At 64.9% G+C, this 23,276-nt stretch carries 26 protein-coding genes; 23 read left to right on the top strand and 3 right to left on the bottom strand.

Features of this window, described 5'->3' with window-relative positions; genetic code table 11:
- The first annotated feature begins 3 nt into the window (after window positions 1-3).
- Together AC2LD7_RS05830 and AC2LD7_RS05825 are read left to right on the top strand one after the other, a co-directional pair.
- On the top strand, window positions 4-213 hold the full coding sequence (locus AC2LD7_RS05830; protein ID WP_023081473.1) for a hypothetical protein: 210 nt from the start codon (window positions 4-6) through the stop codon (window positions 211-213).
- Window positions 214-987: 774 nt separating this feature from the next.
- Window positions 988-1,302, top strand: a complete 315-nt coding sequence (locus tag AC2LD7_RS05825) for a DUF736 domain-containing protein (protein WP_033946835.1) — start codon at window positions 988-990, stop codon at window positions 1,300-1,302.
- A gap of 248 nt (window positions 1,303-1,550) precedes the next feature.
- Here the strand turns inward: AC2LD7_RS05825 and AC2LD7_RS05820 are convergent, their stop codons facing one another.
- Together AC2LD7_RS05820 and AC2LD7_RS05815 are read right to left on the bottom strand one after the other, a co-directional pair.
- A complete protein-coding gene (locus AC2LD7_RS05820) occupies window positions 1,551-2,591 on the bottom strand; it encodes a DUF4917 family protein (protein ID WP_033946837.1) in 1,041 nt (346 codons plus the stop codon).
- A gap of 152 nt (window positions 2,592-2,743) precedes the next feature.
- Window positions 2,744-3,040 carry a helix-turn-helix domain-containing protein gene (locus tag AC2LD7_RS05815; RefSeq protein ID WP_033946838.1) on the bottom strand — a complete coding sequence of 99 codons (297 nt, stop codon included), beginning with the start codon at window positions 3,038-3,040 and terminating at the stop codon, window positions 2,744-2,746.
- A 263-nt stretch (window positions 3,041-3,303) separates the two neighbouring features.
- Here AC2LD7_RS05815 and AC2LD7_RS05810 point away from each other — a divergent pair, with 263 nt between their 5' ends.
- The 9 genes from AC2LD7_RS05810 (at window position 3,304) to AC2LD7_RS05770 (ending at window position 10,824) form a co-directional block, all read left to right on the top strand.
- Entirely contained in the window at window positions 3,304-3,651 is a 348-nt protein-coding gene (locus tag AC2LD7_RS05810; RefSeq protein ID WP_033946840.1) for a DUF2958 domain-containing protein, read from the top strand.
- 321 nt (window positions 3,652-3,972) lie between these two features.
- Window positions 3,973-4,779, top strand: coding sequence for a DUF2285 domain-containing protein (locus AC2LD7_RS05805; RefSeq protein ID WP_033946842.1), 807 nt, complete (start codon window positions 3,973-3,975; stop codon window positions 4,777-4,779).
- An 83-nt stretch (window positions 4,780-4,862) separates the two neighbouring features.
- The gene (locus AC2LD7_RS05800) at window positions 4,863-5,144 is read left to right on the top strand and encodes a helix-turn-helix domain-containing protein (protein WP_033946844.1); all 282 of its coding nucleotides are present in this window, start codon (window positions 4,863-4,865) and stop codon (window positions 5,142-5,144) included.
- Window positions 5,145-5,170: 26 nt separating this feature from the next.
- Window positions 5,171-6,019 carry a replication initiator protein A gene (locus AC2LD7_RS05795; protein ID WP_202965909.1) on the top strand — a complete coding sequence of 283 codons (849 nt, stop codon included), beginning with the start codon at window positions 5,171-5,173 and terminating at the stop codon, window positions 6,017-6,019.
- 289 nt (window positions 6,020-6,308) lie between these two features.
- Window positions 6,309-6,947: a ParA family partition ATPase gene (gene parA, locus AC2LD7_RS05790; RefSeq protein WP_033946851.1), complete on the top strand. Its 639-nt coding sequence runs from the start codon at window positions 6,309-6,311 to the stop codon at window positions 6,945-6,947.
- The gene (locus AC2LD7_RS05785; protein ID WP_028968586.1) at window positions 6,944-7,231 is read left to right on the top strand and encodes a hypothetical protein; all 288 of its coding nucleotides are present in this window, start codon (window positions 6,944-6,946) and stop codon (window positions 7,229-7,231) included. The genes parA and AC2LD7_RS05785 overlap by 4 nt, the downstream gene beginning before the upstream one ends.
- Window positions 7,228-7,773 carry a DUF2840 domain-containing protein gene (locus AC2LD7_RS05780; protein ID WP_033946853.1) on the top strand — a complete coding sequence of 182 codons (546 nt, stop codon included), beginning with the start codon at window positions 7,228-7,230 and terminating at the stop codon, window positions 7,771-7,773. Before AC2LD7_RS05785 ends, AC2LD7_RS05780 begins: the two co-directional genes overlap by 4 nt.
- A complete protein-coding gene (locus AC2LD7_RS05775) occupies window positions 7,770-8,369 on the top strand; it encodes a S26 family signal peptidase (RefSeq protein WP_033946855.1) in 600 nt (199 codons plus the stop codon). Before AC2LD7_RS05780 ends, AC2LD7_RS05775 begins: the two co-directional genes overlap by 4 nt.
- A gap of 460 nt (window positions 8,370-8,829) precedes the next feature.
- The gene (locus AC2LD7_RS05770) at window positions 8,830-10,824 is read left to right on the top strand and encodes a relaxase/mobilization nuclease domain-containing protein (RefSeq protein WP_044316560.1); all 1,995 of its coding nucleotides are present in this window, start codon (window positions 8,830-8,832) and stop codon (window positions 10,822-10,824) included.
- A gap of 17 nt (window positions 10,825-10,841) precedes the next feature.
- Here AC2LD7_RS05770 and AC2LD7_RS05765 read toward each other — a convergent pair whose 3' ends face one another.
- On the bottom strand, window positions 10,842-11,735 hold the full coding sequence (locus AC2LD7_RS05765) for a LysR family transcriptional regulator (RefSeq protein ID WP_033938353.1): 894 nt from the start codon (window positions 11,733-11,735) through the stop codon (window positions 10,842-10,844).
- A 151-nt stretch (window positions 11,736-11,886) separates the two neighbouring features.
- Between AC2LD7_RS05765 and AC2LD7_RS05760 the strand changes: the two genes are divergently transcribed.
- The 12 genes from AC2LD7_RS05760 to trbL all read left to right on the top strand — a co-directional run bounded on the left by AC2LD7_RS05760 (window position 11,887) and on the right by trbL (window position 23,265).
- Complete coding sequence (locus AC2LD7_RS05760; protein WP_037039090.1) at window positions 11,887-12,645, top strand: SDR family NAD(P)-dependent oxidoreductase; 759 nt, start codon at window positions 11,887-11,889, stop codon at window positions 12,643-12,645.
- A 61-nt stretch (window positions 12,646-12,706) separates the two neighbouring features.
- Window positions 12,707-13,651, top strand: coding sequence for a LysR family transcriptional regulator (locus AC2LD7_RS05755; RefSeq protein ID WP_044316559.1), 945 nt, complete (start codon window positions 12,707-12,709; stop codon window positions 13,649-13,651).
- Window positions 13,648-13,911: an EexN family lipoprotein gene (locus AC2LD7_RS05750; protein WP_044316558.1), complete on the top strand. Its 264-nt coding sequence runs from the start codon at window positions 13,648-13,650 to the stop codon at window positions 13,909-13,911. The genes AC2LD7_RS05755 and AC2LD7_RS05750 overlap by 4 nt, the downstream gene beginning before the upstream one ends.
- A gap of 234 nt (window positions 13,912-14,145) precedes the next feature.
- Entirely contained in the window at window positions 14,146-16,158 is a 2,013-nt protein-coding gene (locus tag AC2LD7_RS05745) for a conjugal transfer protein TraG (RefSeq protein ID WP_104098154.1), read from the top strand.
- Window positions 16,155-16,631, top strand: a complete 477-nt coding sequence (locus AC2LD7_RS05740) for a CopG family transcriptional regulator (RefSeq protein WP_484596890.1) — start codon at window positions 16,155-16,157, stop codon at window positions 16,629-16,631. The genes AC2LD7_RS05745 and AC2LD7_RS05740 overlap by 4 nt, the downstream gene beginning before the upstream one ends.
- A complete protein-coding gene (gene trbB, locus AC2LD7_RS05735) occupies window positions 16,628-17,701 on the top strand; it encodes a P-type conjugative transfer ATPase TrbB (protein WP_044316550.1) in 1,074 nt (357 codons plus the stop codon). Before AC2LD7_RS05740 ends, trbB begins: the two co-directional genes overlap by 4 nt.
- Window positions 17,698-18,084 carry a TrbC/VirB2 family type IV secretion system protein gene (locus AC2LD7_RS05730; protein ID WP_044316549.1) on the top strand — a complete coding sequence of 129 codons (387 nt, stop codon included), beginning with the start codon at window positions 17,698-17,700 and terminating at the stop codon, window positions 18,082-18,084. Before trbB ends, AC2LD7_RS05730 begins: the two co-directional genes overlap by 4 nt.
- Window positions 18,081-18,350: a VirB3 family type IV secretion system protein gene (locus AC2LD7_RS05725; RefSeq protein WP_044316548.1), complete on the top strand. Its 270-nt coding sequence runs from the start codon at window positions 18,081-18,083 to the stop codon at window positions 18,348-18,350. The genes AC2LD7_RS05730 and AC2LD7_RS05725 overlap by 4 nt, the downstream gene beginning before the upstream one ends.
- A 10-nt stretch (window positions 18,351-18,360) precedes the next feature.
- Window positions 18,361-20,808: a conjugal transfer protein TrbE gene (gene trbE, locus AC2LD7_RS05720; RefSeq protein WP_484596889.1), complete on the top strand. Its 2,448-nt coding sequence runs from the start codon at window positions 18,361-18,363 to the stop codon at window positions 20,806-20,808.
- Window positions 20,805-21,536 carry a P-type conjugative transfer protein TrbJ gene (trbJ, locus tag AC2LD7_RS05715; RefSeq protein WP_044316546.1) on the top strand — a complete coding sequence of 244 codons (732 nt, stop codon included), beginning with the start codon at window positions 20,805-20,807 and terminating at the stop codon, window positions 21,534-21,536. The genes trbE and trbJ overlap by 4 nt, the downstream gene beginning before the upstream one ends.
- 11 nt (window positions 21,537-21,547) lie before the next feature.
- The gene (locus AC2LD7_RS05710) at window positions 21,548-21,874 is read left to right on the top strand and encodes a hypothetical protein (RefSeq protein ID WP_484596888.1); all 327 of its coding nucleotides are present in this window, start codon (window positions 21,548-21,550) and stop codon (window positions 21,872-21,874) included.
- Entirely contained in the window at window positions 21,871-23,265 is a 1,395-nt protein-coding gene (gene trbL, locus AC2LD7_RS05705) for a P-type conjugative transfer protein TrbL (protein WP_484596887.1), read from the top strand. The genes AC2LD7_RS05710 and trbL overlap by 4 nt, the downstream gene beginning before the upstream one ends.
- The last annotated feature ends 11 nt before the right edge of the window (window positions 23,266-23,276 follow it).

Raw genomic sequence — 23,276 nt, 5'->3', positions numbered from 1 at the left:
CCCATGAGCCACGACACCACGAACCGCCCGCGCATGGCCGCGACTTACGCCCCCGGCACGATACGCGCCCGCCGCTGGCATGGCGATAGCGACGTGCGCGGCTACCGTCCGCCTCGCGGCTGGACAGCCCGTGCCGACCTGACCGACCTACACCCCATTACGGGCCGCGCCTTGCCGCGTGCCGTGTGGTGGATCATCGAAACCAAAGAATAGGAAGCTCCCCGCGTCCAAGCCGTTCCGTCTTGGGCGCGGGAAATGCCAATACTCCGCGCGCGGCAGTGGCCGCACCCGGTTTCAAGGCTCAAAGCCAAAACGCCCCTTTGCCGCCTTCGGTCAGGCGGCAAAGGGGCCGCGCACAAGGCGCCTTGTGCGCAAAAGCCATTGAAGCCATGCAAGTGGAGCGGCGCACGCGCCGCCGACATTCCGACAGCACCTCGCCGCAATGGGCGGCGCTTGTGGGGCTACGCCCCGGCTTGCTGCGGCAGGTTGCACGAAAGCGTGCCTTGCTCGACGCTGGCGGTTCGTTGCCTGTAGGTCACGAAAGACGGTTCACCGACACACCACCTGGCCTCGATGTGGAGCTTCCACGCCACGCATTAAGCATGTGGCCGCAAGTTGTGGCAGAAGCGCTCGTACCTTGTTGCTGGGGCATTGACCTGGCCGCGCCAGGGAGCAAGCCGGTGAAGTTGTCATGCGAGGATGCCGAGTCGGCCATGTCTCCATTCGGGAGCGGGCGGCCCGTGCGCCCTTATCTTGTCGTGAATCCTGGCGGTGGCGCGGCTGCGCCTTGGGCTTTATGACCGCAACCTTGCAGCGAAAACAATTTCCCCTGCGCTACGCGCATTCCTCGCGGGGCAAATTCTTTTCGCTTCCAGGCTCTCCACGGTGTTGCGACCGCTGCGCGGTGCGGCCAGCCCATCCCCCGCCGGTCGGATCACAACAAGGACGCACTGGCGCGACCTTGTTCAACCCGAAAGGAGAAACATCATGGCTAACATCGGCACCTTCACCGCAGAGAAAGACGGCTTCACCGGCACGCTTCGCACCCTGACGCTTAACGTCAAGGTCAAGCTGGTTCCCAACGACAAGGGTGGCAACGAGAGCGCACCCGACTACCGCCTGCAAGCGGCTGGCCACGACATCGGCGCAGCCTGGAAGAAGACCAGCGAGGCCGGACGCCCTTATGTGTCCGTGACCCTTGATGATCCATTGTTCCCTGCAACGGTCTATGCCCGCCTGATCGAAGGCGAGGACGGCGCACACGACCTGATCTGGTCGCGCAGCAAGCCCAAAGCGGCGTAACCGCCGCCCGTAGCGCCCCGTGCCACGACGGGGTGCTACGCTGCTAGTTCGTCCCGAATGTGGCAAGGTCAGGCGGTGGCCCATAGTGGGCTGTGTCTTCCTGTTTGGGCACCGAGTGTACGGCTATGGTCAGCGCGTGGCATGTCGGCGCGATGCGCCGCGCACAGCTTGGTGCCCCTCAGTACCGCCGAACCGGCTGCGCCGGATCGGCCCGGCCAGGCACCTACGGCTGAGCATTCAGGATCGCTCTAGTAGTGCCCGAATTGGCCAAGTCCTGGCTGCGGCGCTGCGTGAATCCAGCAACCGGGGCTTTCACTATCGAAAAAATCTACCTGAACAGGTCCGAGATCATCTTGAATGACTTGATACGCGTAATTGCAGTCGACCTGATTACCACGAAAAACAGAGACTGCCACCCGCTGAATTCCGGTCCCACGCATCCGCTGCAGCAGATGCCGGTCTTGCTCTCCAATTCCCCAACCGAACAGCGTCAACGTCAATCGCTGCGACGTGAGCACCTCCCGGTATACCATGGCCAAGTAGTAGCTATTCTGGATCGAGGACACTTTCTGCGGCATCGTTCCCTCGCTGACGAACAGCGGAACGACTTGCTCGCTGCGCCACGCCTGTAGGATTGCCTCCAGTAAGCCCGCTCCAGCGCTATGGACCTTCAGTTCCTGTTCCACAGCGTTGCGGCATAGCGCCAAGTTTCCATGGGGATAGAACACCAATGTGTTGGTTCGCTCCCGATAGGGCTCACGGAATCTCTGCCACGCATCATTGAAGGCACCGTGTGCGCCGTTTCCGAGGAAGCAATCCTTGAACTGATGGCCGTCTTCAATATTCAGACCATAGGTCATCGTCCAGTAGACGAGCAAGTCGTAGTTCAGTGAAATGACTGTGTCGAACCCCTTCAAGAACTGGTACATGCTGGGCAATCGACCGCTCACCAGATCGTATTCAGGATGCACGTTTCGAACGGCTTGAATCAAACACTCTCTGACGTTCAGGTATGCCTGATGCGTGCGATCGTCTGGTATCTCCAGCGACTTGTTGACGTTGGACGCCTGCCAGACCAGTCGAAGGATCAGCTCAAAGTCGAATGTTCCGAAAAAGCGAAAGAGGCGATTTACATCCTCGGCGAGCAATCCCGTTCGCTGGGCATGCTCCAGCAATGAGCCGTAGCCGAAGCTGTCCGAGATAGCCATGCTAGCTCCGTTGCCGAGAAGAATCGTTCCTTGTTGATAGCTGTGAGCAATCTGCGTCCACTGTGAGATGGGGAATGGCATCCTTGGCTCCTCCTTATTGTTCGTTTGCATGGTGATATTGTCGGGCGTAGGCACGGACTCATAACCTGCGCGCTATCTCCGCCGTGCGCAGCTTGGCGCCCCTTGAACTGCACCGAACCGGCTAAGCCGGTCCGGCCACTCCAGCGCATGCGCTATGGAGCGTCACTTTTCTTTGTCACAGTCCCCAGTTGCTGCCGCACTTGCGCCAGCAACTGGTCGGCCTGCTGCAGGTCGTCACCGGCATACGCCAACGTCAGCAGCGTAAGCGGATGAACCTCCATGACTTCGCACAGTTCGGCCAGCTTGTTCAGCGTCGGGCTTTTCAGGTCCCGCTCCAACGAGCTCAGGTAGGTGCGGCTGGACACGTCCGAGAACGCCTCTTGGCTCAGGCCGCGTGCCTTCCTGATCCGCCTCAGAGCATCGGGCAGCGATGGCTTGCGCGTCGTCATTCTGGACTTTCCCTAAAATCCAGAATGACAACTTATTGCGCCCTATAGGACTACAATCTATAGTGTTCATTTTGTTCTTTTGAAAGAATCCGCATCGGCGGCTTTCTTCAAAAGCGGAGAGCCTGATCCGTGTCTTTCCTGACTTCCGTGCATGTGCTTTCGTGCTTCCACGCTTCTGCGGATGCGTGGGCTTGCGCATCCCCGCTTACGAGGGAACGCGGTAAAGCGTCTCTGATGCTTTGTGCATCCGTGGGAGTGAAACCATGACCCCGCTCATCACCGCCGACGAGCGCACGCGCCTGCTGGCCAACGGCCAGGCCCGCGCAGCCGGGCATGACACTGACCCGCTGCCCGTGTTACGCCTGTTCACGCCAGATGCGCATGCCACTTGGCTGCTGGCTTCGCTCGACCCCGCCGATGGCGATACTGCCCACGGCCTGATCGACTTGGGGATTGGCATGCCTGCACTGGGAACGGTGAAGCTGTCCGACCTGGCCGCCATCGTCGGGCCACGCCAGCAGCCCGTGATGCGGGATCGCTACTTCCAGCCGGTGCGGCGGCTGTCGGAATACCTGCGCCTGGCCGAAGACAACGGTTCGATCACCGATTGAGGGCCACCGCGAAGCAGTGGCGCACTGTGTCTATTTCGGTCTGGTCTGTGACCCGTTCGGTCTGAATCGGCAGTGTTGCACCGCAGTGGTGCGTGCCTGATCGAAACGGTCATGATGCCTGGCGCGGGCTGCGGCAAGCTGACCGACGCGGCATGCCATTGGAGTGCGTTGCCGCCGTCGCACTCGGACGATTTCAGCAACGCATCGGAGTTCATCGGTCTTGACACTGCCAGTTTACGCTTCACCCATGACGTTTTGACGATGGCCTCGTAGCACGCCGTTTCGCCGTGGCGACGCCCCCCAGCACAGGGAGGTTGCCGTATGGCTGATCGCAGTGCCGAGCCGTGGTATGCCACGGCGGCCTATCTCTACGTTCTGCATCTGGATGGCCCGGCGCTGGCATGGGAGTATCTACGCCGTCATCCAGACTATCGGCACGACTGGCTGCGCCGTCGTCGCCAACCGGATGCTGCCGGGCATTGGGGGCTGCGCCTGCTGGAAGATCCCGCTCTGGATGCGCGGGACGCGCACCCGGCCTGGTTCCCCGATCACGATGCCGTGGTGCAGCTCTACCCGGATGCCGATCCTCCACCCGACGCCCTGTGCTTTGAGTTCTGGAAGCTACCGGGCCACAAATACCTGATCCATGACGGCAAGCGCTTGGTGCTGATGGCGCGCTGGCCCGGCTGCTGCCTGCGTTTCGTGCTCGCGCCAGGCTTGGCCGATGGCATGGCTTACGCCTATGCCATCCGGGCCTGCGCCGCGCCTTGCGAACGCTATGCGGCCCTGGCGAGCGAATTGAACAAGATCGCCGTAGCAGCCGGTGTCGCACCTGCGGCGACCGTCCGACCACGTCCTCCACTGTCCGCATTGCTGGAACTGCACACGCTTCAGGCGTTGGACGCGACCCTGGCGGGTGCGTCCTTGCGGGAGGTGGCCGAAGGGCTGTTTGGTGTGGATGCCGTTGCCGCCGATTGGCACGCCGACAGCGCTTTGCGCGCCCGCGTGCGGCGGCTGGTGCGCCGGGCCGATGGGCTGATGCGCGGCGGTTACCGCCGTCTGGCGCAACTTCCCCCCGTTCCGCCGCATGAGGGGGGACGTTTCGCATCCCCTGCAGAACGTCCCTGAGCAAGAACCCCAAGTTTCTTGAGACTGCCTCTATCCGGTCGCGCTGTGTGGCCGGGCTTCACCGACCGATGGAGGTACATCCCATGCGACCCGCTCCCTTGCGGCCTGCCGCCGCTCCCGTTGCCACACCCGCACAACCCCAGCGCTATCTCACCAACGATGAAGCTGCCGATTACCTGCGCCTGTCACCGCGTACGCTGGAGAAACAGCGCGTCATCGGTGGTGGCCCGAAGTTTCGCAAGTTCGGTCGCCGCGTCATGTACGCCGTGGTCGACCTCGATGCCTGGGCGGAAACGCGCAGCTTCGAGACCACTTCCGATCCTGAATATGCCGAGCACCACTCGGCTGACAGCCGTGCGCGCTGATCGGCGCATCGCCGGTGGCCATCGCCATGTCCCGCCCACCAGGGCACGCCTTGCAGCAGCGCGAACAGCTCGACCTGTTCCGCGCACTGCCGGGCGAGGACATGGCACCGCGCGATGCCCAGGACTTGATGGCCTATCCGTTCTTCTCGCTGGCGAAGTCGCGGCGCACAGCGCCGATCGACTTCCGCAGCGGCAACATCACCATCCGCGTGGAAGGCACGCAGGAGCATGGTATTGCCACCATCTGGGATGCCGACATCCTGATCTGGGCCGCCAGCCAGATCGTCGAAGCCAAGGACTCGGGCATCCAGCCGTCCCGGCGGATGCAGGCCACGCCCTACGAGATCCTGCGCTTCATCGGACGCGGCAAGTCGCTGCGCGACTACCAGCGTCTCAAGGCCGCGTTGGATCGGCTGCAATCGACCACGGTGGCCACGTCCATCCGCGAAACCACGGGAAGGCGCTTGCACCGCTTTTCGTGGATCAACGAATGGAAGGAACTGGCCGATGCCAACGGCACGCCGCTGGGCATCGAGCTGATCCTGCCGGACTGGTTCTATGCGGGCGTGTTGGACGCCGCCCTGGTGCTGACCATCGACCCGACGTACTTCCGACTCACGGGAGGCATCGAGCGCTGGTTGTACCGCCTGGTGCGCAAGCATGGCGGCAGGCAGGAATACGGCTGGCAGTTCGACTTCCGGCATCTGCACCGCAAGTCGGGCAGCAGCACGCGGTTTTCGGATTTCGCCTACGACCTGCGGGCGCTGGTCGCCCGGCAATCGCTGCCGGGATACGAGCTGGGCATCGTGCGGATTCCCGAGGACGACATGGAATTGCTGACCTTTCGGCCCGTGCCGCAGACGGCACGGGGATAACAGCGGGACAAGCTGTGGATGGGGTCGTGCTATCAGGAGTAAGGGGTGTCGTGCTATCAGGAGTATGCCTATCGTGCTATCAGGAGTACGAAAACGCCGAAAAGCCAGTAACGGCGCGGGTTTGCGATCCCTCTAACATTACTAACTTAAATTCTCTAACTATTGATAGAGAAACAGCATTGCGGTGGATAACTGCCGCAGGCCGAAAAACCAGCCAGGCAAAGCCGCAAAAATCATCCCGTTCGGCACGGCAAAAACCGCCCGGCCTTCTGTGCTGGAGGGGCATGCCATGATCGTCGCCTTGCTCAACCAGAAAGGCGGCGTCGGTAAGACCACGCTCGCCACGCACATCGCTGGCGAACTGGCGCTGCGCGGCCTGCACGTCGTCCTGCTGGATGCCGACCCGCAGGGTTCCTCACTGGACTGGACGCAGCGCAGAAGCCAGCAGGGCTTGCCCCGGCTGTTCAGCGCCGTGGGCCTGGCACGCGAAACACTGCATCAGGAAGCCCCAGAACTCGCCAGGCGGGCCGATCACGTCATCATCGACGGGCCACCCAGGATCGCAGCCTTGGCGCGCTCTGCGCTGCTGGCGGCCGAACGGGTGCTGATCCCGGTACAGCCCAGCCCCTATGACCTGTGGGCCAGCGCCGAGATGGTGGCGCTGATTCGTGAGGCTCAGGTGTTCCGGCCTGCGCTACGCGCGGCCTTCGTCATCAACCGCCGCGTCAGCACCACGGTGATTGGGCGCGAAGCACGGCAAGCCTTGGCCGAACAACCGTTGCCAGCGCTGCGCAGCGAGGTGCGTCAGCGCATCGTCTTTGCCGACAGCGTGGCTGCGGGGCGATTGGCGCGGGAGACAGCCCCCGATAGCGCTGCAGCGCAGGAAATCACCACGCTGGTCGATGAACTGTTGCGGTGGCCGTCATGAGCGACAACAGCAACCCACCCAACAGCAAACGCCCGGCCAAGCGGGTCGGCATCGGCGCGCGTCCGCCCGCCAATCCGCACGCCGAGGCGTGGATTCGCCAAGGCGACGCGGATGCGCTCAACAAGGGCGACCTCTACACCGCTCGCCTGACCCTCGACATCACGCCCGCCATGCGGGCGCGCATCAAGGTGTCGGCCTTCACGCAAGGCGTGACCGTGGCCGACTTGCTGCGCGGTTTGCTGGAGCGCGAGTTTCCAGAACACCGCAGGGAGAACACGCCATGACTACATCCGTATTGTCTGCTGCCGCACCTGCCGCCATCGCGGTCACGGCTGCGCACGCTGCACCTTCCAGACAGGCTAGCAGCGCGCCGTTGACGCGCGTGGCGTTGGCTTACATCGAGCCTCGCTTCAAGCTCTACCTGCGCTTCGGCGAACCAGCGCGCACGCTCCAGCTCGATCGCTGGCGGCGCTGCGCCATGTTCATGCCGAGTGCAATCCTCTGCCGCGTTCGTTGGCAGGCCAACGACTACGGCACGATCCGCTGGCAGCTCATGGTGATGCAGGCTGCTACACCGCTTGATGCCGTGCAGCGCATCCCTGGCGTACAGCCGGGCGCACGCCTGCTGCTGCACGCCGAAGGCGACGTCAATGTGCGCGCCGTGCTGGAACGTATCGACGCCATTGAGGCGCTGGGCATCGCTGCCATTGACGTGTCGCCCGTGTACTGGCGCACGCTTGCCAACCGGCTTGCTGCGCATTCGCCGCTGCCCGGATACACCGCCGACCGGCACGCCGCCTGGCTGGCCGGGAGGACGCTGCCATGACGGCCCATCCCACCGCCGCACGCACACCCAAAGCCGCGCCGCTTCCTCGCTCGCGCCTGCGCGCTCGCCTCGTGCTGGCGGGCTTCGCCGCCGTCGGCCTCGCTGCGCTGGCCTGGGCGGCTTTCGTGCAGCCGTTGCCGCGCTTGATCTACAACCCGTCCGACAGCGTTCCGGTCGGCTGGTATCGCGTCGATCCGCAGCGCCATGGCGCCGACTCGCTGCCACGTCCCTTATCTGTGGGCAGCGTCGTCCTGACCACATTGCCGCCAGATGTTGCCGAGCTCGCTGCGCAGCGCGGCTACCTGCCCGTACACGTTCCGCTGCTCAAACGTGTGGGCGCGGTCGCGCCGCAACACGTCTGCATCGTCGCCGGTCAGGTACGCATCGACAGCGTGCCGATGGCCGCTGCGCTGCCTACCGACCGGCTGGGCCGACCGTTGCCATCCTTGCAGCTTTGCCGTCGCCTTGAGGTGGGTGAACTGTTCCTGTTGAGCGTGACCAATCCGGCATCGTTCGACAGCCGCTATTTCGGCCCGGTCAGCGCATCCGCCGTGATCGGCGTTGCGCATCCAGTATGGCTGGAGACACGCCCATGATGGCCACCGATTCACTGCACGTTGCCGTGCCTCTCATCGTGCCATCAGACGTGTCGTTCCGGCTGTTGCTACCGTGTCGTCGCGCGTGCAGTGCGGATGCATTCGCATCGCACTTCGCGCTGTTTTCGGCGCAGCCGTCCGATGTGCAGGCGTCTTGCCTCGAACGCGCTTGGCCTGCGGCCCCAGGCTTGTCCATCTGCGCGTTCGCCGGTGGGCTGGCTGCGGTTGCAGCAACGCCGCCGGGCCGACGATGCCCGGAGCGGGAGCGAGGGGCAAAGGCGGAAGGCAAGACAAAAGGACGCGGCACCGGGCCGCGTCGAAAGCCTGTCTGCACATGGGGGTGGCGCGGCACGGAGCGGCTGCGCCGCCGTGCCGCGTTCGGCGCAAGGCCCGCGCCAATGCAGGCATGTCCGCGTGCTTCGCACGACAGGACACGCCAGAGCTTGCAGGGAGCGAGGCCATGACCGACCGCCGCGACGACGATTTCCGGGTGCGCCCCAGCGCCCCGAAGAACCGGGGCAAAGGCCAGGGCCAGAGCTTCGTTTCCAAGGTGCTCAAGCAGGCTGGCAAGGCCAGCGGCGGCAAGTCCTCGATGCGCCATTCCGTAGCCGGTGGCAGCGGCGCACGCGCTGGCCAGCGTCCCGGCTCACGGCTTGGGCGCGGCCACACGGCGGCGCGTTTCGCGGGTGCGAAGCTGACGCCCATGTCGCGGCGCGTGACCATCAAGACCCTGCTGGTCAATCAGCGCAACGCCAGCCCACAGTCGCTCGCCAAGCACCTGCGCTACATCGAGCGCGACGGCGCGGGCCGCGATGGCGAACCTGGGCGGGCCTACGGGCTGCAGACCGACGAAACCGACCTTGATGCCTTCAAGGAGCGGGCCGCCGACGACCGGCACCATTTCCGCTTCATCGTCTCCCCGGAAGACGGCGCCGAGCTGGACGACCTGCGCACGTACACCCGGCATCTGGTGAACCGGATGGAAGCCGACCTGGGGACGCGGCTGGATTGGGTGGCGGTCGATCACTGGAACACCGACAACCCGCACACGCATTTGATCGTGCGCGGACGCGACGACACCGGCAAAGACCTCATCATCGCCGGCGACTACATCGCCCATGGCTTCCGCCATCGCGCCGCCGAGCTGGCGACGGAATGGCTGGGGCCGCGTACCGAACTGGAGATCCAGCAGACCTTGCAGCGCGAGGTAGAGCAAGAACGGTGGACGAGCCTCGACCGCACGCTGCAACGCGAGGCCGGCGAGGATGGCCGTGTGCAGATCGAACGCTTCAACGAGCCCCGGCTGCAACGCCAGCGCCTGCTGCTGATCGGCCGCCTGCAACGCTTGCAGCGGCTTGGCCTGGCCGACGAGATGCAGCCCGGCACCTGGGCCGTCCATGCCGATGCAGAGAAGACCTTGCGCGCCCTGGGCGAGCGTGGCGACATCATCCGCACGATGCAGCGGGCCATGAGTGGCCAGCCGCGCGAACTGGAGGTGTTCGAGCCGGGAGACGACGGCCGCACCGTTATCGGCCGCGTGGCCGCCAAGGGGCTGGCCGACGAGCTGCACGACCGGGGATATTTGGTCATCGACGGCGTGGACGGCAAGGCCCACTACGTCGCGCTCAACGCCCGCGACGAGCTGGCGAACTATCCCACCGGCGCGGTGGTGGAGGTGCGCGGTTCCGCCGAGGTGCGGGCGGCCGACAAGAACATCGCCGCGCTGGCGAGCGATGGCCCGTACCGCGCCGATCACCACTTGGCGATCGAGCAAGGCCGGGCCAAGGCCGGACGCGACCCACAGGAAGTCGTTGCGGCCCATGTTCGCCGGCTGGAAGCCCTGCGCCGCGCTGGCATCGTCGAGCGCGTGGCCGATGGTTTATGGAAGGTGCCGGACGACCTGGCCGAGCGTGGCCGCCAGTACGACGCGCAGCGCCTCGGTGGCGTAGCCGTGGAGCTGAAATCGCACCTGCCCATCGAGCGGCAGGCCCGCATGATCGGCGCCACCTGGCTGGATCAGCAGTTGATCGGCGGCGGCAAGGGGCTGGGCGACCTGGGCTTTGGCGGCGAGGCCAAGCAGGCCATGCAGCAGCGCGCCGATTTCCTTGAAGAACAGGGCTTGGCCCAGCGGCGCGGCCAGCGCGTGATCCTCGCCCGCAACCTGCTGGCGACGCTGCACAACCGGGAGCTGGCGCAAGTTGGAAAGGACATTGCCGCCGAAACCGGACTGTCACATCGCCCAGTGGCGGACGGACAGCGCGTAGCCGGCATCTACCGGCGCTCGGTCATGCTCGCCAGCGGGCGGTACGCGATGCTGGACGACGGCATGGGCTTCTCGCTTGTGCCGTGGCGTCCGGTGATTGAACAGCGGCTGGGGCAGCAGCTTGCAGCGACGGTGCGCGGCAGTGGAGTGTCATGGGAAATCGGGCGGCAGCGCAATCTCTCAATAAGCTGAGTTGTTAGGTGCAGGCACTACACGCGGGCCATTGGCGGGAAGTGCTCCATGAGAAACGCCACAAAACTACGTAGCTTGGTCGAATGGTAGCGGTCAGGAAGGTAAACAACGCTCATCGGTCGGCTCGGCAGACCTTGCTCGGGAAACAATTGAATCAAACGGCCAGCTTGAATGTCCTCTTCCAACAGAAGGGTGGATTGCAAGACGATGCCCATGCCATTGAGTGCAGCAATGCGGAGTGCCTGGCCGTTGTTTATCTGCAATCTTCCCGACACTGATCGACGACGCACGTCCTCACCAGTGCCAAGCCAATAGGACAAGGCTGTCGGGCTGAACGATAGGCATTCGTGATGCTGCAGGTCTTCCACTGTTTCCGGTATGCCCTGATGCGCCAAGTATCCCGGGGAAGCGCACATCGTCAGGCTGTATGGAGTAAGCGGCCTTGCGACCAGAGGCGCATTCTCCGGTAACTCTCCAATGCGAATGGCGGCCTCGAACCCCTCTTCGGCTAAATCCACCACGCGATCAGAAAGGACTACATCGAGTGCGATTTCTGGATAACGCGCCATATAGATCGCCAAGGCAGGCATCAATGCGTGTGTCCCGAAGATAACGGGCGCCGTGATGCGCAGCTTGCCAGCAGGTGCTAATTTCTGGTGCTGGGCCTGCGCATCTGTCTCCGCTACCAAGCGCAGAATCTCTTTGCATCTCGTGTAGTAGTCCTCACCGAACGAGGTTAGATGCTGCCGCCGCGTCGTTCGGTTAAGCAACTGCATTCCCAGGCGCGCTTCCAGTGACCGCAGATGCTTGCCTGCCATTGTTGCGGAGACGCCCAACGTAGCGGCAGCCCCGCTCAGACTGCCTTTCTCCACCGTAAGGACGTACACCTTCATGCTGTCCAACAGATCCATTGTGAACCCACGGTTTTAAGTTATGAAACTTAAAGGTAGTTTATCAAGCAATGGTTCTCAATAAAATACATGGAACAGTTTGGCGCGCAGGTTGCAAGGCACACAGCCGCATCCCGTAGGCCGGACTCCTGCCATTTCATAGGAGGACACGGTGGAATTGAACTTAAGAGGACGAACGGCGCTTATCACCGGCGCAAGCAGTGGCATAGGTGCGGGTGTTGCACGCCTGCTCGCCGATGAAGGCACCCGCATAGCCGTCACCGCGCGCAGGGACGATCAGTTGGAACGGGTTGCTTCACAAATCGAAGCCTCCAGTGAGCAAGTTCCCATTGTCGTCAGCGGTGATGTGACAGACGCAGCCGATGTCGCGCGCATTGCCGCCGAAGCGGCGACAGCCCTTGGTCACATCGACATCCTGGTCAACTGCGCTGGCGGTTCACGCCCAACGGAATTGTCAGCATCTGATGAGGACTGGGAAGAAGCGTTTGCGCTCAACTTCACCGCTGCGCGGCGGTTGACCCAAGCCATCCTTCCAACGATGCGTGTACGTCAGTGGGGTCGCATCATCAGTATCAGCGGCTCGATGGAGCCTCGCTCGCTGAATGCTGCCACGGCTGCCAAAGCCGCCCTGCATCTTTGGGCCAAAGGACTTTCCTGCGACGTGGCCGCGCAGGGAGTCACGGTCAATACGATTGCTCCTGGACGGATCAACAGCGCCCAAGTGTTGAGCAGGCTCCATCCAACCGAGGAAAGCAGACGGGACTTCATTACTCGCAATATTCCCATTGGGTATTTCGGTGAACCGGAAGATATAGGCCATTTAGTGGCGTTTCTTGCTTCACCTTTGGCTCGTTACATCACCGGCGCTGTGATTCCCGTCGATGGAGGAATGCACTTTTTCGCTCATTAGGACGCCTTATGGTACGGCTGTCTCGAAACCCTTTCGCTTCCCAGCATAAAGAGGTGGCGTGATGGAATTGCGCCATCTGCGTTGTTTCCTGGCCGTAGCCGAAGAACTCCACTTCGCCCGTGCGGCGGAGCGGCTGCATATCGAGCAGTCGCCGCTGTCACGGGCCATCAAAGAACTGGAAGAAGAACTGGGCGTGGTGCTGTTCGCCCGCACCACGCGCAGCACCCGATTGACCCGTGCGGGCAAGCTGTTCCTGGATCATGTGCCACGCATCTTCTCCGCCTTGCAGCAGGCACGGGACAGCGTGAAGGCGGCCGCCAATGGCTTTCACGGCCAGTTGCGTATCGCTTTGTCCGATGGCATCACGCCTTCGCGGCTACCTGCCTTGCTGGCACTGTGCCGACAGGAGGAACCGGAAGTCGAAATTCGTTTCTTCGAAGTGCCGTTGTCACAGCAGATCAAGGGGCTGCACGACGACCTGTATGACGTAGGGTTCGCCCGTGCCGATGAAGTCGGCGATGGCATCGTCGCCTTGCCCGTCTGGAGCGATCCGCTGATGGTGGCTGTGCCAGCGCGGCATCCCCTGCTGGCCCACAAACGCATTCCTTTGGAAGAACTGCTGCGCTACCCGCTGGTGCTGTGCGATCCGCAGGCGTGCGAGGGGCATGCCCGGCAGGTGGATCGTGTGCTGCGCCGCGTGGACATGGAACCCTTGGTGGCCGAGCGGGTGGCGTCCTGCGACCTGATGATGGCGCTGGTCTCCGCAGGCTTCGCCCTGGGCTTGACTGGCGCCGCGCATATCACCGCCAGCCGGGAGCAAGGCGTGGTGGCACGGCCGCTGGCGGGACGCTCGCCGCTGCTCACGACCTATCTGCTGCGCCTGGATGGCGAACCCTCGAAAACGCTGGCCCGCTTCATCGAGCGCGTGCAGGCCATCGAGTCCCCCGAAGATGCCAGGCCAGCGCCAGGCCATATCCCTGATCCCCCGGAGGAACCCAAGCCATGAAGAAGGCAATGCTGTTTTCGCTGGCCGTGGTGCTGACCGCCTGCGGCCCCGCCGATACGCCAAAGACGGAAAGCGTGCCAACCGTTGAAGAACTGGCATCCGATCCCGTGCGCCTGAAAGAGCTGCGACAGCAGTGCAAGACCGATCGCGCCACGCTCGGCGACGTGTTGTGCAACCGGGTAGCCGAGGCCACGCGCAAGCGGTTTTATGGTGATGGCAACACACCTTATACGCGGCCGGAGAACCCGCCCAAGTTCTGATCGCTGGCGATTCGCCACGAACTTTTCATTTTCTGCCCGACACGCCGCAATGCGCCTTCGCTTGCGGCGTTTTTCCTTGGCCCGATGCGGCCCTAATTCTTTCCAATTACTCGACCTTTCTTCCGATAACGGTCTTTGACCGGCACCGACCCGGCACCGATCCTCACGCCATGCGGCACGTCCTTGTGCCGCGTGTGAGCGAGGAATCAGCGCAGGAGAAATCGGAGGCCAGTCATGCAAGGTCAGGGCGTGCTGTTCGGGCAGATCGCCGCTGTTTTCAGCATCGTGATCGCCGGCGTATGGAGTGCAACGCAATGGACAGCGGCCGCTCTCGGACATCAAGTACGTCTTGGCTCGCCCTGGTTCGACTTCTTTGGTACGCCGGTCTATCACCCGTGGCGACTGTTCGAGTGGTGGTTCTTCTTCGATGCCTATGCGCCGCACATTTTCGACGTAGGCGGTGCGATTGCCGGCGGTAGCGGCCTACTGGCCGTGCTGGTCGCCATCGCCATGTCGGTGTGGCGTTCACGGCAGGCCAAGCTGGTCACGACCTACGGTTCGGCGCGTTGGGCCGATGCCGCCGACATCCGCAAGGCGGGCCTGACGCAGCCGGCCGGTGTGTTCCTCGGCCAGCATGATCGCCAGTACCTGCGGCATGAAGGCCCGGAACACGTCCTGTCCTTCGCACCCACGCGCTCGGGCAAAGGCGTGGGCCTGGTGGTGCCGACGCTGCTGTCGTGGCCTGCCTCGGCCGTCATCCACGACATCAAGGGCGAGAACTGGCAGATTACGGCTGGCTGGCGTTCGCGCTTCTCGCATTGCTTGCTGTTCAACCCCACCGATGCCAAGTCGGCGGCCTACAACCCGCTGCTGGAAGTGCGGCGCGGTGCGCATGAAGTGCGCGACGTGCAGAACATCGCCGACATCCTGGTCGATCCCGAAGGGGCGCTGGAGAAGCGCAACCACTGGGAGAAAACCTCGCATGCGCTGCTGGTGGGCGCCATCCTGCACGTGCTCTATGCGGGCAAGGACAAGACGCTGCGCGGCGTCGCCAACTTCCTGTCCGACCCGGCCAGCCCCTTCGAGCTGACCTTGCACCGGATGATGACCACGCCCCACCTCGGCGATGGCCCGCATCCGGTGGTGGCCTCCGCTGCGCGCGAAGTGCTCAACAAGTCGGACAACGAACGCTCCGGCGTCCTGAGCACCACCATGTCGTTCCTGGGTCTGTACCGCGATCCCACGGTGGCCGAAGTCACCTCGCGCTGCGACTGGCGTATCGCCGATCTGATTGCTTCCGAGCATCCGGTGTCGCTGTATCTGGTGGTGCCGCCTTCGGACATCAGCCGCACCAAGCCGCTGATCCGGCTGATCCTCAACCAGATCGGCCGGCGCCTCACCGAATCGCTCGATGGCAGCGACGGCATCGAGCGCCGCCACAAGCTGCTGCTGATGCTCGATGAATTTCCGGCGCTGGGCCGCTTGGACTTCTTCGAGACGGCGTTGGCCTTCATGGCCGGCTACGGCATCCGCAGCTTCCTCATCGCGCAGTCGCTCAACCAGATCGACAAAGCCTACGGCCAGAACCATTCGATTCTGGACAACTGCCATGTGCGTGTGACCTTCGCCACCAACGACGAACGCACGGCCAAGCGCATTTCCGAAACGCTGGGCACGGCCACCGAGCTGCGCGCGCAGCGCAACTACGCCGGCCATCGGCTTGCGCCGTGGCTCGGGCATCTGATGGTGTCCCGGCAGGAAACCGCACGTCCGCTGCTCACCCCAGGCGAAGTGATGCAGCTTCCGCCAGATGACGCCGTGGTGATGGTGTCCAGCGTCGCGCCTATTCGGGCGAAGAAACTGCGCTACTACGCCGACGCCAATTTCAAGCGCCGCGTGCTGCCGCCGCCCCCGCTGGCGGACGGGCAGTACGCCGACGCGCCGCCATCGCGCCCCGACGACTGGAGCGGCCTGGCGATTCCGGCCGTGCCTGCCGCGCCGGCCGTGGCACCCGCCGATGGCCTGGGCGGCACCGACGACGGTGGCCCGCGCCGGCAGCCGGAGCTATCCGAGGTTGCCGAGTACCACCCCGAACAAGCGCCAGCCGCCAACGACCTGGCGCTGCTCGATGACGACGACGACTTGCCGCTGCCTGCCTTTGCCGCGCCTCCCGGCCAGCTCGATCCGGCCATGCAACGCACGGCCCGGCTGGCTTCCCTCGACCCTAACGACGGAATCAACTTATGAGCCAATACCGCCTCAACCTGTTCATCCAGCACGAGCACGCCAAGCGTCTAGAAGAACTGGCCGCCAAGAAAGGCGTGTCGAAGTCCAGCATCGTTGCCGCTGCCTTGGCGTCCTGGCTGTCTCCCGACGCGGGCGACCAGCGCGAGGCCGCCATCGCCAAGCGGCTGGATCGCCTGTCGCGGCAGGCCGAGCGCCTGGAGCGCGACCAGAACATCCAGATCGAAACGCTGGCGCTGTTCGTCCGCTACTTCCTGACCGTCAGCACGCCGGTTCCCGAGGCCCATCAGGACGCGGCCCGTGCCCAGGGCAAGGCGCGTTTCGAGCAGTTCGTTGAACAGCTTGGCCGCCACCTGCTGCGCGGCCGCAGCCTCGTGCGCGACGTGGTGGAAGAACTGCACCCGGACACCGCACGCATGGATGGCGCGGCGGCGCTGGCCGAAGCCCATGAACGTGCTGCGAAGCGTGCCTCATGAGCGCCGTTCCGCAGTTCCCGCCCGAGCCACGTTCGTCGGCCGCGACTTCGCTGGATCGCCGCATCCAGATGTTGCGCACGGCAATGGGGCCGCTGATCGCCACCGCGCTCGAAGACCCGGACGTGGTGGAAATCATGCTCAATCCCGACCGTACCCTGTGGGTCGATCGCCTGTCGTCGGGTCGCACGCCGCTGGGCGTCGAACTTCCCGAAGCCGATGGCGAACGCATCATTCGTCTGGTCGCAGCGCATGTCGGCGCGGAAGTGCATCGCGGCCAACCGCTCTTGACCGCCGAGCTGCCCGAAACCGGCGAGCGTTTCGAGGGCATCTTGCCGCCGGCCGCACCCGGCCCGGCGTTCGCGCTGCGCAAGCGCGCCGTGAGCATCATCGGCCTGGATCGCTATGTGGCCGACGGCATCCTGACCGCCGGGCAGGCGGACTTCCTGCGCCGCGCTGTGCGCGAGCGGCAGAACGTCCTGATCGCCGGCGGCACCAGTACCGGCAAGACCACGCTCGCCAATGCCTTGCTCGCGGAAATCGCTGCCACGGGCGATCGCGTGCTCGTACTCGAAGACACCATCGAACTGCAATGCGCGGCCCGTGACCATGTACCGCTGCGCACCCGTGCGGGCGTGGTGTCGATGCAGGAGCTGGTGCGCGCCACGATGCGCCTGCGCCCAGACCGGGTGATCGTCGGCGAAGTACGCGGCGGCGAAGCGCTGGATCTCATCAAGGTGTGGGGCACCGGCCACCCTGGCGGCGTCGCCACGATCCACGCCGGCTCCGCGCTGGGCGCGCTGCTGCGGCTGGAGCAACTGATTCTCGAAGTGGCCGTGAACCCGCCTCGTGCGCTGATCGCCGAGGCGGTCAACGTCGTCATCCACATCGCCGGACGTGGCCGCAAGCGCCGCGTTGAAAGCATCGCTCGCCTCAATGGCTTCGACGGCGCGGGCTACCGGCTGGCGGATGCGCTGGAAGTGCCGTTTCCCGAGCTGCCGCCGGTTCTTCATGCAGCCGCCGCCGCTGCGCCTTCCCCGTCCCCTGACCAACCCTCTGGAGAACTGCCATGACGCCCGTTGATGCTTTCCGTCTTTCCGTAAATCCGCTTTCTCGGCTGCCCATGCTGGCACGGTTGCGCTGCCTGGCCCGTCCCGCCGGACAAGGGCTGCTGCTGGCCGCGCTGATGCTCTTGCTGGCGGGCACGGCGCAGGCCGCCGGTTCCTCGATGCCCTGGGAAGGCCCGCTGCAATCCATCCTGGAGTCGATCCAAGGGCCGGTGGCCCGCATCGTCGCGGTCATCATCATCATCGCCACGGGCTTGACGCTGGCCTTTGGCGACACGTCGGGCGGCTTTCGCAAGCTGATCCAGATCGTGTTCGGCTTGTCCATCGCGTTCGCCGCGTCCTCGTTCTTCCTGTCGTTCTTCAGCTTCTCGGGCGGGGCCGTCGTATGAGCACGGCCAACGATCTTCCGGGCTTCGAGGTGCCGCTGCACCGCTCGCTCACCGAGCCGATCCTGCTGGGTGGCGCGCCGCGCACGGTTGCCATTGCGAACGGCACGCTGGCCGCCGCCGTCGGGCTGGGCTTGCAACTGTGGATTCCCGGTGTCGTGCTCTGGATCGTCGGCCATTCGCTGGCCGTCTGGGGCGTGCGCGTCGATCCGCAGTTCATGCAGGTCTTCGCCCGGCACATCAAGCACAAGCCGCTGCTGGACGTATGAGGGGGATGCCATGCTGAACCTTGCCGAATACCGCCAGCGGCCCGCGCTGCTGGCCGACTGGCTGCCCTGGGCCGGGCTGATCGCGCCGGGTGTCGTCTTGAACAAGGATGGCAGTTTCCAGCGCACGGCGCGCTTTCGCGGACCTGATCTGGACAGCGCTACGCAGGGCGAGTTGATCGCCACGTCGGCGCGGCTCAACAACGCGCTGCGCCGCTTGGGGTCGGGCTGGGCCTTGTTCATCGAGGCCGAGCGCCGGCCGGCGGCGGACTATCCGCATTCCGACTTCCCCGAGCCACTGTCCTGGCTGGTCGATGAAGAACGCCGCGCGGCCTTCGAGGAATCGGGGCATCACTTCGAGAGTGGCTATCACCTGACGCTCGCGTACCTGCCGCCCGAGGAATCGCGCGCCCGCGCTGCCAAGCTGCTCTACGAGAACTCGCCCGGCGACGGTGTGGACTGGCGTGGCCGGCTCGATACCTTCATCGCGGAAACCGATCGCGTCTTCGACCTGCTCGATGGCGTGATGCCGGAAATCGCCTGGCTCGATGACGCTGAAACGCTGACCTATCTGCACGCGACCGTCTCGACACGACGCTACCGCGTGGGCGTGCCCGAAGTGCCGTTTCACATCGACGCGCTGCTGGCCGACTCCGCGCTGGTCGGTGGCCTGGCGCCCATGCTGGGCGACCAGCACCTGCGCGTGGTGTCGGTGCGTGGCTTTCCGACTTCGACCTGGCCGGGGATTCTGGACGACCTCAACCGCCTGGGCTTTGGCTACCGCTGGAGCACGCGCTTTGTCTGCATGGACAAGGCCGAGGCGGAAAAGGAACTCGGCCGCCTGCGCCGTCAGTGGTTCGCCAAGCGCAAGAACGTGGTGGCGCTGCTGCGCGAAACCATCTTCCAGCAGGAAAGCCCGCTGGTCGATACCGACGCCAGCAACAAGGCGGCCGACGCCGACGCCGCCTTGCAGGAGCTGGGCAGCGATCAGGTCGCGTTCGGCTATCTCACCGCCACGGTGACGGTGCTCGATGCCGACCCGACCCTGGCCGACGAGAAGCTGCGCATGGTGGAGCGCGTCATCCAGGGCCGGGGCTTCGTCACCATCCCCGAAACCCTCAATGCCGTCGATGCGTGGCTGTCGTCCATTCCCGGCAATGCCTATGCGAACGTGCGCCAGCCCATCGTCTCGACGCTGAATCTGGCGCACATGATGCCGCTGTCGGCGGTGTGGGCCGGGCCGGAGAAGAACGATCACCTCGACGGGCCGCCGATGATCGTGACGCGCACCGATGGCGCGACGCCGTTCCGGCTGGTGACGCACATCGGCGACGTGGGGCATACGCTGGTCGCTGGCCCGACCGGCATGGGCAAGTCGGTCCTGCTCGCCAAGCTGGTCTTGCAGTTCCGCCGCTACTTCGGCTCGCGGGTCTTTGCCTTCGACATGGGCCGCTCGATGCGCGCCACCATCCTCGGCCTGGGCGGCGAACACTACGACCTGGGCGCCGATGGCGGCATTGCCTTCCAGCCGCTCGCGCGCATCGACCATGAGGGCTACCGCACCTGGGCGGCCGAATGGGTGGAAGGCCGCTTGCTGCATGAAGGCGTGACCGTCGGCCCGGACGAGAAAGCGGCGATCTGGTCGGCGCTGGGCAGCCTGGCCGGGGCGCCGGTGGAGCAGCGCACGATGACCGGGCTTTCCGTGCTGCTGCAATCCAACGCGCTGCGACAGGCGCTCGCCCCGTATGTGCTCGGCGGCGCGCACGGCAAGCTGCTGGACGCGGACGCCGACCGTCTTGGCCTCGGCGCCGTGCAGGGCTTCGAGATGGAAGAACTGATGCACAGCCCCGCCGCTGTGCAGGCAGTGCTGCGCTACCTGTTCGCCCGCTTCGATGAGCGTTTCGACGGCGCACCCACGCTGCTGATCCTCGATGAAGCCTGGCTGTTCCTCGATGAGCCGTCTTTCGCCGCCCGCATCCGGCAATGGCTCAAGACGCTGCGCAAGAAGAACGTCAGCGTCATCTTCGCCACGCAATCGCTGGCCGACATCAAGGATTCGACTATCGCGCCAGCCATCATCGAGAGCTGCGCGAGTCGGATTTTCCTGCCGAATCCGCAGGCGACCGAGCCGCAGATTCGCACGATCTACGAAGGCTTCGGGCTCAACAGCCGTCAGATCGAGATCGTCGCCACCGCGCAGCCCAAGCGCGACTACTACTACCAGTCGCGCCTCGGCAACCGCCTGTTCGACCTCGACCTGGGGCCGGTGGCGCTCGCCTTCGCGGGCGCATCCACCCCCCAAGACCAACGCGACATTGACCGCGTGCTTGCACAAGCCGGCGCTCCCGGCTTCGCGGGCGCGTGGCTGCGCCATCGCGGCCTCGACTGGGCCGCCGACCTGCTGCCGTCCGCACCGGCGGCTGCTTCCTTCTTGTCCCAACCATCGGAGAACCAGCCATGAAAAAGCGTCTTCTCGCCGCCACTGTCGCGGCCATGCTCTGCACCGTCTCTACCGTCCAGGCGCAATGGGTCGTGGTCGATCCCACCAACCTCGTCCAGAACACGCTGACGGCGATCCGCGCGATGGAGCAGATCAACAACCAGATCCACCAGCTCCAGAACGAGGCGCAGATGCTGATGAACCAGGCGCGCAACCTGGCGAATCTCGACTTCAACATCGTCAACCGGCTGCGCTCTACGCTGGCCACCACCGAACGCCTGATCGCCGAGGCACAGGGACTGGCCTACGACGTGACGAACATGGATCGGGAGTTCGCCCGCCTTTATCCCGAGCAGTACGCCGCCACCGTCAGCGGCGACCGCATGGCGCAGGACGCCCGCGAGCGTTGGCAGAACACCTTGAACGGCCTGCACACCGCCATGCGGATGCAAGCCCAGGTGTCGCAGAACCTGACCCAAGACGAAAGCGCGCTGGCCGACCTCGTGAGCCAGAGCCAATCGGCCACCGGCGCGCTGCAAGCCATGCAGGCGACCAACCAGCTTCTCGCGCTCCAGGCCAAGCAGTCGATCCAGGCGCAGCAGCTCCAGATCACGCAAGACCGGGCCGCTTCGCTGGAACTCGCGCGGCAGGCGGCGGCCACCGAGCGCGCCCGCGAAGTGCGCAGGCGCTTCCTTGGCACCGGCACGCCGTACACGCCGCAGTCCGTCAATTTCTACCCCAACAACTGACGGAGGCGGCCATGCGATGCGCTTGTGTCCTGCTGGCCGTGCTGCTGACCGCTTGCGGCCAGCAGCCGGCCGAGAACCTGGCCGACGCCTTGGCCGCCGATCCCGTGCGGCTCAAGGCGCTGCGCGGGCAATGCGCGGCTGACCGGCAGGCCGTGGGCGAGGACGCCTGCCGCGCCGCAGCCGAAGCCTTCCGGCAGCGCTTCTTCGCAGGCCATACCGGGCCGGACGAGTACGACTCGCTGGCCGAACTGCCGCCAATCCCGCCGAGCTTCGATACACCCGCCGACGACATGCAAGAAGGCGACACACCGCTCGCCCCACCGGAGGACGCGCCATGAACGACGTGACCATCATCGACCGCTTCCTGGACACGTTCTCGCGCTACATCGACTCGGGGTTCGGCCTGCTGCAAGGCGAAGTGGCGTTCCTGACTGCCACGCTCATCGTCATCGACATGACCATCGCCGGCCTGTATTGGGCCATGAGCCACGCGACCGGCCAGGGCGAGGACGTGATCGCCAAGCTGCTGCGCAAGGTGCTCTACGTCGGTGCGTTCGCCTACATCATCGGCAACTTCAACTGGCTGGCCGGCATCGTGTTCCGCTCGTTCGCCGGCCTGGGCCTGACGGCCACCGGCTCGGCCATCACGATGGAGAACTTCCTGCAACCGGGGCGGCTGGCGAAGACCGGCATCGACGCGGGTGCGCCGATTCTGGAACAGATCGGCGACATGGCTGGCTTCCCCGAAGTGTTCACGAACATCGACCCGATCGTGGTGATGTTCCTCGCGTGGCTAGTGGTGATCCTCTGCTTCTTCGTGCTGGCCGTGCAGCTTTTCATCACGCTGATCGAGTTCAAGCTGACCACGCTCGCCGGCTTCGTGCTGGTGCCGTTCGCGCTCTGGAACAAGACGAGCTTCCTGGCGGAAAAGGTGCTCGGCAACGTGGTGTCGTCTGGCGTCAAGGTACTGGTGCTGGCCGTCATCGTCGGCATCGGTTCGGGCCTGTTCGCCGAATTCCAGACTGTGCCGGATGAGCCTTCCATCGACCATGCCCTGGTGGTGATGCTGGCCTCGCTCGCGCTGCTGGCACTGGGCATCTTCGGCCCCGGCATCGCCACGGGCCTGGTGTCCGGTGCCCCGCAGCTTGGCGCGGGCGCGATGGCCGGTGCCGCTGTCGGCGCTGTCGGCACGGGCGTTGCCATCGGTGCCGCCGCGACCGGCGTAGGTGGTGCCGTAGCAGCCGGGGCGCGCATGGCGCCAGCCGCCGCCAAGTTGGCCGGCGCTGGGGCGCGTGCCGCCACGTCGGCGGCAGGCAGCGCCCGGTCGGCGTTCCAGGCCGGCTCCGCCGCTGCGGGCGGCGGGGCCAAAGGCGCGGCGGCTGGTCTTGGCAACATCGCCAAGACCGGCGCACAGGCCGCTGGCCGCCGTGCCGCGTCGGGCGCGTCGGGCGCGTCCGCCGCCGGGCAGAAGATGACCAGTTCCTTCCGTTCCGGCTGGAACGGATCTTCGGGCGATGACGGCGCAGGGGCCGCGTCCGGCCAATCCGCCGCAGGCGACGGCGCGGACGGCGCCGCCGGCTCGCAGAAGCAAAAGCAGCCCGCCTGGGCCAAGCGGATGCACCGCCGCCAGCAGATCACCCATGCCGCGACCACCGCCGCCCACACGCTTCGCGGTGGCGACGGCGGCGGCTCGGGGCAAGGCCCGAGCCTGCGCGATTCCGATACCTGACCACCAAGGAG

This window comes from Stutzerimonas sp., from assembly GCF_982611455.1.
This window is presented reverse-complemented; position numbering and strand designations above follow the sequence as displayed.

What these genes read in the sequence shown, in the direction of transcription:
- AC2LD7_RS05725 (WP_044316548.1), top strand. Translation starts at nt 18,081, where the DNA reads ATGAGCACGGCCAACGATCTTCCGGGCTTCGAGGTGCCGCTGCACCGC.
- AC2LD7_RS05795 (WP_202965909.1), top strand. Translation starts at nt 5,171, where the DNA reads ATGTCCCGCCCACCAGGGCACGCCTTGCAGCAGCGCGAACAGCTCGAC.
- AC2LD7_RS05820 (WP_033946837.1), bottom strand. Translation starts at nt 2,591, where the DNA reads ATGCCATTCCCCATCTCACAGTGGACGCAGATTGCTCACAGCTATCAA.
- AC2LD7_RS05770 (WP_044316560.1), top strand. Translation starts at nt 8,830, where the DNA reads ATGACCGACCGCCGCGACGACGATTTCCGGGTGCGCCCCAGCGCCCCG.
- AC2LD7_RS05830 (WP_023081473.1), top strand. Translation starts at nt 4, where the DNA reads ATGAGCCACGACACCACGAACCGCCCGCGCATGGCCGCGACTTACGCC.
- AC2LD7_RS05785 (WP_028968586.1), top strand. Translation starts at nt 6,944, where the DNA reads ATGAGCGACAACAGCAACCCACCCAACAGCAAACGCCCGGCCAAGCGG.
- trbB (WP_044316550.1), top strand. Translation starts at nt 16,628, where the DNA reads ATGAGCGCCGTTCCGCAGTTCCCGCCCGAGCCACGTTCGTCGGCCGCG.
- AC2LD7_RS05730 (WP_044316549.1), top strand. Translation starts at nt 17,698, where the DNA reads ATGACGCCCGTTGATGCTTTCCGTCTTTCCGTAAATCCGCTTTCTCGG.
- trbJ (WP_044316546.1), top strand. Translation starts at nt 20,805, where the DNA reads ATGAAAAAGCGTCTTCTCGCCGCCACTGTCGCGGCCATGCTCTGCACC.
- AC2LD7_RS05740 (WP_484596890.1), top strand. Translation starts at nt 16,155, where the DNA reads ATGAGCCAATACCGCCTCAACCTGTTCATCCAGCACGAGCACGCCAAG.
- AC2LD7_RS05775 (WP_033946855.1), top strand. Translation starts at nt 7,770, where the DNA reads ATGACGGCCCATCCCACCGCCGCACGCACACCCAAAGCCGCGCCGCTT.
- AC2LD7_RS05755 (WP_044316559.1), top strand. Translation starts at nt 12,707, where the DNA reads ATGGAATTGCGCCATCTGCGTTGTTTCCTGGCCGTAGCCGAAGAACTC.
- AC2LD7_RS05750 (WP_044316558.1), top strand. Translation starts at nt 13,648, where the DNA reads ATGAAGAAGGCAATGCTGTTTTCGCTGGCCGTGGTGCTGACCGCCTGC.
- AC2LD7_RS05825 (WP_033946835.1), top strand. Translation starts at nt 988, where the DNA reads ATGGCTAACATCGGCACCTTCACCGCAGAGAAAGACGGCTTCACCGGC.
- AC2LD7_RS05805 (WP_033946842.1), top strand. Translation starts at nt 3,973, where the DNA reads ATGGCTGATCGCAGTGCCGAGCCGTGGTATGCCACGGCGGCCTATCTC.
- AC2LD7_RS05710 (WP_484596888.1), top strand. Translation starts at nt 21,548, where the DNA reads ATGCGATGCGCTTGTGTCCTGCTGGCCGTGCTGCTGACCGCTTGCGGC.
- AC2LD7_RS05810 (WP_033946840.1), top strand. Translation starts at nt 3,304, where the DNA reads ATGACCCCGCTCATCACCGCCGACGAGCGCACGCGCCTGCTGGCCAAC.
- trbL (WP_484596887.1), top strand. Translation starts at nt 21,871, where the DNA reads ATGAACGACGTGACCATCATCGACCGCTTCCTGGACACGTTCTCGCGC.
- parA (WP_033946851.1), top strand. Translation starts at nt 6,309, where the DNA reads ATGATCGTCGCCTTGCTCAACCAGAAAGGCGGCGTCGGTAAGACCACG.
- trbE (WP_484596889.1), top strand. Translation starts at nt 18,361, where the DNA reads ATGCTGAACCTTGCCGAATACCGCCAGCGGCCCGCGCTGCTGGCCGAC.
- AC2LD7_RS05745 (WP_104098154.1), top strand. Translation starts at nt 14,146, where the DNA reads ATGCAAGGTCAGGGCGTGCTGTTCGGGCAGATCGCCGCTGTTTTCAGC.
- AC2LD7_RS05765 (WP_033938353.1), bottom strand. Translation starts at nt 11,735, where the DNA reads ATGGATCTGTTGGACAGCATGAAGGTGTACGTCCTTACGGTGGAGAAA.
- AC2LD7_RS05815 (WP_033946838.1), bottom strand. Translation starts at nt 3,040, where the DNA reads ATGACGACGCGCAAGCCATCGCTGCCCGATGCTCTGAGGCGGATCAGG.
- AC2LD7_RS05780 (WP_033946853.1), top strand. Translation starts at nt 7,228, where the DNA reads ATGACTACATCCGTATTGTCTGCTGCCGCACCTGCCGCCATCGCGGTC.
- AC2LD7_RS05800 (WP_033946844.1), top strand. Translation starts at nt 4,863, where the DNA reads ATGCGACCCGCTCCCTTGCGGCCTGCCGCCGCTCCCGTTGCCACACCC.